This window comes from Lacticaseibacillus camelliae DSM 22697 = JCM 13995 (assembly GCF_001311195.1).
Classification (GTDB): domain Bacteria; phylum Bacillota; class Bacilli; order Lactobacillales; family Lactobacillaceae; genus Lacticaseibacillus; species Lacticaseibacillus camelliae.
On sequence record NZ_BBAJ01000118.1, the window covers coordinates 1 to 4,925 of the forward strand.

At 57.8% G+C, this 4,925-nt stretch carries 5 protein-coding genes, 1 tRNA gene and 2 pseudogenes; 4 read left to right on the forward strand and 4 right to left on the reverse strand.

Features of this window, described 5'->3' with window-relative positions:
- Positions 1–209 (forward strand): L-serine ammonia-lyase, iron-sulfur-dependent, subunit alpha (locus tag JCM13995_RS12865; RefSeq protein ID WP_173581569.1); only part of this gene is annotated, 209 nt, incomplete at its 5' end.
- 60 nt (positions 210–269) lie between these two features.
- On the opposite strand, the pseudogene JCM13995_RS12870 reads toward JCM13995_RS12865, so the two are convergent.
- The 3 genes and pseudogenes from JCM13995_RS12870 to JCM13995_RS12880 all read right to left on the reverse strand — a co-directional run bounded on the left by JCM13995_RS12870 (position 270) and on the right by JCM13995_RS12880 (position 1,900).
- A pseudogene (locus JCM13995_RS12870) lies at positions 270–1,207 on the reverse strand (dihydroorotate oxidase).
- Between the two features lie 97 nt (positions 1,208–1,304).
- Positions 1,305–1,502 (reverse strand): hypothetical protein, encoded by a 198-nt coding sequence (locus tag JCM13995_RS12875; protein WP_054666323.1) that lies wholly within the window; start codon positions 1,500–1,502, stop codon positions 1,305–1,307.
- Entirely contained in the window at positions 1,499–1,900 is a 402-nt protein-coding gene (locus JCM13995_RS12880; RefSeq protein ID WP_054666327.1) for a hypothetical protein, read from the reverse strand. Before JCM13995_RS12880 ends, JCM13995_RS12875 begins: the two co-directional genes overlap by 4 nt.
- 164 nt (positions 1,901–2,064) lie before the next feature.
- On the opposite strand from JCM13995_RS12880, the gene JCM13995_RS12885 reads away from it, so the two are divergent.
- The 3 genes from JCM13995_RS12885 to JCM13995_RS12895 all read left to right on the forward strand — a co-directional run bounded on the left by JCM13995_RS12885 (position 2,065) and on the right by JCM13995_RS12895 (position 4,531).
- A tRNA-Gly gene (locus tag JCM13995_RS12885) sits at positions 2,065–2,135 on the forward strand.
- 245 nt (positions 2,136–2,380) lie between these two features.
- Positions 2,381–4,063: an arginine--tRNA ligase gene (gene argS / locus JCM13995_RS12890; protein WP_054666330.1), complete on the forward strand. Its 1,683-nt coding sequence runs from the start codon at positions 2,381–2,383 to the stop codon at positions 4,061–4,063.
- A gap of 12 nt (positions 4,064–4,075) precedes the next feature.
- Entirely contained in the window at positions 4,076–4,531 is a 456-nt protein-coding gene (locus JCM13995_RS12895; RefSeq protein ID WP_054666333.1) for an arginine repressor, read from the forward strand.
- A gap of 154 nt (positions 4,532–4,685) precedes the next feature.
- On the opposite strand, the pseudogene JCM13995_RS15075 reads toward JCM13995_RS12895, so the two are convergent.
- Positions 4,686–4,925: pseudogene (locus JCM13995_RS15075) on the reverse strand (RluA family pseudouridine synthase); the annotation flags it as partial.

Here is a 4,925-nt window from a genome sequence, read left to right on the forward strand (position 1 = left end):
AGCGCAACGCGATGGGCGCCGCGCAGGCCTTAACGTCTGCGGACATGGCGCTGGCCGGCATGCGGTCGGTGATCCCGCCAGACGAGGTGATCGCCGCCATGGACGCCGTGGGCAAGCAAATGCCCAGTGCCTTTCGCGAAACCGCGGAAGGCGGGCTGGCGGCCACGCCAACCGGGCGGCACATTCAAAAACGCATTTTCGGAGACTAGCACCATGAAAAATGAGGCAAAGCCAAATCAAAGTGGCTTTGCCTCATTTTGGGTTTCTGGTTACAAAGTGTTCAACTGGCCGCGGAACTCGTCAACCCTGCTGTACCCTTTTTTGGCCATTTCGGCTTTCAGCTCGGTGGTCAATCGTGAAAACGCGCCAACGCCTTCCGTGGCCAGGACGCTGCCCAGTGAAACCAGGTTGGCGCCGCACAGGATCAGCTCGTAGGCGTCGCGGCCGGTGGTCACGCCGCCGGTGCCGATAATGCCGATGTCCGCGCGCAGGCGCTGGCGAAAGGCGCGCACATTGGCCAAGGCGACTGGTTTGGCGTACTGGCCACCGATGCCGCCAAACCCGCCTTTAGGCCGGATCGTGGTGGTGTCGGTTTCCGGATCGATCCACAAGCCGTTGCCTCGGCTGTTGATTGAATTAATAAAGGTCAGGGGATAGCGGTTGAGAATCGCGGCCACCTGGTCAAACTGGGCCAGGTCAAAGTAAGGCGGCAGCTTGACGCCGGCGGGCTTCTTGAAGGCCGTGAAAATGGCGGTGAGAATCTCCGCGGTGGTGGCCAGATCGTAGGCGATTTGCGGCTTGCCCGGGACGTTCGGGCAGCTCAGGTTAAATTCGGTCAGCCCGGTGAAGCCGGAATCCTGAATCTTTTGCGCAAGGACCGGGAAGTCTGAAGCTGCATGCCGGCCACGGAGAGAAAAATGGGCTGCTCTGGGTGCTGCGCCTGAAACTGCTCGGCGTAAGCAAGGTAGTAATCGACGCCTTGGTTAGGCAGCCCCATGGAGTTGATGGTACCCAATTCCAGCACCGCAAAGCGCGGTTCGGGATTGCCCGACCGCGGCTGCAGCGTGCCGGTTTTGGTGACCAGGGTGCCGGCGGGACTAGCAGCCACTTCGTCCAGCTCGGCGGCGGTTTCGCAATGCACACCGCTGGCGTTCATGAACACATTGTCGAACCGGTAGTCGCCTAGGGTGGTTTTCAAACTAGCCAAAATGATCACTCCTTTGAATCCAGTGTCACGTCATCCTGCCTATTAAATCACATCTGCGGCGGTTTGCTACGCAAAAAGCTCAAAGCAGACTTTGAGGTCACAAAGCGGAATTGATGGCCAAACTGGCCATGGCAAGCGCGGCCGCGATGAGGCAGACCCGGCGTGGCAGCTGCGGGTCACGGCCCCGCAGCATGGTGATCAGCCAGCCAATCAAGCTGAGCACAAACACGGCAAGGCTGAGCAAAAAGAGCCAGGCCAAAACTGTGCCCAACGGGCTGACGCGACCGGTACTCATGCCGTGGGATCCTTTTGGCGTTTCTGGTGATAGGTGGTGAGGTGGGCCAGCTGGCCGGCCATGCGCCGGATCTCATCCGGCGGCGCCTGGGGCAGCGTGAAGTGCATCTCCATTTTATGCGGATCGAAGTCCTCCGTTGCGGACACCAGTGAGTAAAACACGTTCGGGTCAGGCTCGTCATCGGGCAAAGAGGTCAGCGTGTAGGCTGATAAAGGCGCGGATTTTTTCGGCAGGCCCAGCAAAAAGTTGGCCAGTACGCGGTAGGCGTAGTAGACGGTTTCTTGATAAGTGGTGCCCTTAGCCGTCAGGTCCGGCATGTTAACAAACTGAATCACGTATCCGTCAGGCGTTTTTTCGTTGCGGGCCGCAAAGAAGTAGCGGCGGGTCGCCTTGACCATAACATCGCATCCTCTCAAATTCTTCGCTATTATTATAACACGATTAAAAAGGGTGGCAATAATATATGAATTTCTCATCTTATTATTCTTGGCCGGCGGCAACTAGAAAAATTGCTCGACCGCTTGCAAACCGAGCCTGGGCCCGTTATAATAATTTCTGTGTTGCGGTTGTAGTTTAGTGGTAAAACTTCAGCTTCCCAAGCTGACGTCGCGAGTTCGATTCTCGTCAACCGCTTGATCCTGGTGCCAATGGTGCCAGTTTTTTTATTGGGTGAAGAAGCCGAAGAAGGCAAGGCGCCGTGTTCAGTGAAGCTGCGGGTGGTGTGAGCAGCTCACGGCCCTGCCAGCGCGCGGCCGAGTCCGAAGTGAATAATGAGTGGACATTTTGTCAACAAGAGTGGTACCGCGGGGGAACTCGTCTCTTTCAAGAAATCATTTGAAGGAGACGAGTTTTTTCTCGCAGAAAGGAATAGGCACAAGATGGATTTTAAACAAGAAGTGATCAAGGCCTTGCATTTGGCAATCGGTGACACGCTGACCGAGGCGGCCATCACCAAGCTGGTCGAAACCCCTAAAGACGACAAAATGGGAGACTACGCGTTTCCTACCTTTGCGCTGGCGAAGGTCTTTCACCAGGCGCCGCAGCAAATCGCCACGACGCTGGCCGGCAAGATCGACGCGACCCCGTTTGAAAAAGTTGAAGTGAAGGGTGCCTACATTAATTTCTTCTTAGACAAGGTCAGCTTTGCTAACACGGTGCTGACCACCATTGCCAAGGAGCCGTTGCACTATGGTGACCAGCAGCTGGGCAGCGGCAACGTGCCGATCGACATGTCCAGCCCTAACATCGCCAAGCCCATGAGCATGGGGCACTTACGCTCGACCGTGATCGGTAACGCGCTGGCCAATATTTTGACCAAAACCGGCTACACGCCAATCAAAATCAACCACCTTGGCGACTGGGGCACCCAGTTCGGCAAACTCATCGTGGCGTACCGCAAGTGGGGCTCTGAGGAAGACGTCAAGCGCGACCCGATCCACTACCTGGTTCAGTATTACGTTCGGTTTCACAAAGAAGCCGAGACGCAGCCGGAGCTGGATGAGGAGGCCCGCGCGGTCTTCAAGCAGCTGGAAGACGGCGATCCCGAGGTGCACCAGCTCTGGTCTTGGTTCCGCGAGGAGTCGCTCAAGGAGTTCAAGCGCATTTACAAAGAGCTGGGCATCGAATTCGACTCGTATAAGGGTGAGGCCTTTTACAACGATAAAATGGACGCGGTGACCGACGCGCTCGAGCAAAAGGGACTGCTGAAGGAAAGCCAAGGCGCCGAAATTGTGGACCTGAGCAAGTACGACCTGAACCCGGCGCTGATCCGCAAGTCAGACGGCGCGACGCTCTACATGACCCGTGACCTGGCGGCGGCCATCTACCGCCACGACCAGTACCACTTTGTCCAAAGCCTGTACGTGGTCGGCAACGAGCAGCGCGAACACTTCCAGCAGCTCAAGGCCGTTTTGAAGGAAATGGGTTATGATTGGGCGGATGACATTCACCACATTCCGTTTGGGCTGATCACGGCTAACGGCAAGAAGCTGTCGACGCGCAAAGGCAACATCATCCTGCTGGAAAAGGTGCTGAAGGACGCGGTGGTGCTGGCCAAGAAGCAAATTGCCGAAAAGCACCCTGACTTGGAGAATGCCGAGCAGGTCGCGCACGAGGTCGGCGTCGGTGCCGTGGTCTTCCACGACCTGAAGAACGAGCGGCTTGACAACTTCGACTTCAACTTGGAGGAAGTCGTCCGGTTTGAAGGCGAGACTGGGCCGTATGTTCAGTACACCAACGCCCGCGCCAACAGCATTTTGAAGAAAACGGATCAAAAGCCGGTCGCTGAAGTAGCGCTGACCGACCCTGCGGCCTGGCCCGTTCTCAAGGCCCTAGGTGACTATCCGAACGTGATCGCCCGCGCGCTGCGGGAGTATGAGCCTTCGGTGATCGCCAAGTACGCCCTGCGGTTGGCCAAGGCCTTCAACCAGTACTACGCGAACGTCAAGGTGCTGGTGGACGACGCCGAGTTGCCAGCCCGGCTGGCCATGGTCAAGGCGGTGTCGACGGTGCTGACCGATGCGCTGCACACGCTGGGTGTGGGCGCGCCGGCCGAGATGTAACGGGAGGCAGCGATGAATAAATCGGAACGCCAGGCGGTCCTGGCCAAAATCATTAACTCGCAGGTGATCACCACGCAAGACGAGCTGCTTGAGGCCCTCAAGGTCGCGGGCATCGAAGCGACGCAGGCGACCATTTCCCGCGACATTCGCGAGATGCAGGTGGTCAAGGCCCAAGACGCCAGCGGGCAGTTGCGCTACACCATTTTCCGCGGGGATTCGCAATCGCAGCTTGAGCGCCTGAGCAATTCCGTGCGCGAAGTCGGCCTGTCCATCACCCGGGTGCAGTTCTTGAATGTGATCAAGACGCTGCCCAGTAACGGGAATCTGATGGCGGCCATTATCGATGACATCGGTTTTGCCCAGGTCGTTGGGACCCTGGCCGGTCATGACACCATCGTCGTGATCAGTCCCGATGAGGCCAGCGCGAAGTGGTTCAACGCGCAGTACCAGAAAGCGTTTATTTCCTAGGCCAAAGGCTGAGACATCAAGCAGGTTTAGCCCAAAGCACAAGCGCCTCTGCAGTGCGATTCGTTCTTAGGATCGCGGTGCAGAGGCGTTTGTGCGCTTGGGCGTTGCTTGATGGAACGCGACTAAGGAATTTTGGCTTGCGCTGGTGCGAGGCTCAAAATGGCGCAGGGGCAGATGTCTTGAGGCTTTCGTTAGTCAGCGGCTTGATCAGCGTCAGCGCGCTGGCGTGGAGCATCAGGCGCGGCGCAGGGCGGCCGTGATATAAGGGGTCACCGATGATCGGGTAGCCCAAGTGGGCCAGGTGGACGCGCAGCTGGTGGGTGCGGCCGGTTTCCAGGGTCAGCGCGAGCCGGGCGACGTCGCCTGCTTCCGCGACCGCGCGGTATGGTGATGG

Bases quoted from the DNA above. Each gene is read 5' to 3' on its own strand.
- JCM13995_RS12895 (WP_054666333.1), top strand. From the start codon at position 4,076: ATGAATAAATCGGAACGCCAGGCGGTCCTGGCCAAAATCATTAACTCG.
- JCM13995_RS12880 (WP_054666327.1), bottom strand. From the start codon at position 1,900: ATGGTCAAGGCGACCCGCCGCTACTTCTTTGCGGCCCGCAACGAAAAA.
- argS (WP_054666330.1), top strand. From the start codon at position 2,381: ATGGATTTTAAACAAGAAGTGATCAAGGCCTTGCATTTGGCAATCGGT.
- JCM13995_RS12875 (WP_054666323.1), bottom strand. From the start codon at position 1,502: ATGAGTACCGGTCGCGTCAGCCCGTTGGGCACAGTTTTGGCCTGGCTC.